Source organism: Rhizobium sp. H4 (assembly GCF_003013335.1).
Lineage (GTDB): Bacteria > Pseudomonadota > Alphaproteobacteria > Rhizobiales > Rhizobiaceae > Rhizobium > Rhizobium sophoriradicis.
Genome location: NZ_PSOW01000056.1, coordinates 1 through 760 on the forward strand (window position 1 = coordinate 1; position 760 = coordinate 760).

Here is a 760-nt window from a genome sequence, read left to right on the forward strand (position 1 = left end):
CTCTCCGCCTTCATCGTGCTCGCTCATATGGCGATCAAGTCCTACGACCTGGTGGTGGCGCTGACCTCGGGCGGGCCGGGCGGCTCGGCCTGGCTGCCGTCGAACTTCATGTATGAATATACCTTCAAGCGCAACGAGATGGCCGTCGGCTCGGCCAGCGCCATCATCATGCTGATGACGATCTCGGCGATCATCGTGCCCTATCTCTATTCCGAACTGAAGGAGAAGGCGCGATGAGCAGCGTCACCTCTACGATCGGCACCCCGACCGCAACGCTCTCGCAGCGCAGCGACAACAGCGACCAGAGCAGCAACAATACCCGCTGGATCGGCCGCCTGGTCATCTACGGCCTGCTGCTGATCTTCGCCATCCTCTATCTGATGCCGCTCTTCGTCATGCTGGTGACCTCGTTCAAGACGATGGAGGAGATCCAGAGCGGCAACATGCTGGCGCTGCCGCAATCGCCGACCTTCGATCCCTGGATCAAGGCCTGGGGCGAGACCTGCGTCGGGCTGACCTGCGCCGGCATCAAGGGCTACTTCTGGAACTCGATCAAGATGGTGGTGCCGGCGGTTGCGATCTCCACCATTTTAGGGGCGCTCAACGGCTATATCCTGACCAAATGGCGTTTCCCCGGCCATACGCTGGTGTTCGGGTTGATGCTGTTTGCCTGCTTCATCCCGTTCCAGTCGGTGCTGTTGCCGATGGCGACGATCCTCGGCTCGCTCGGCCGCTTCGGCATGACGCTGCAGAACGCCAC

At 61.2% G+C, this 760-nt stretch carries 2 pseudogenes; both read left to right on the forward strand.

Features of this window, described 5'->3' with window-relative positions:
* A pseudogene (locus tag C4N04_RS31440) lies at nt 1-237 on the forward strand (sugar ABC transporter permease); the annotation flags it as partial.
* A pseudogene (locus tag C4N04_RS31445) lies at nt 234-760 on the forward strand (carbohydrate ABC transporter permease); the annotation flags it as partial. The pseudogenes C4N04_RS31440 and C4N04_RS31445, both read left to right, overlap by 4 nt.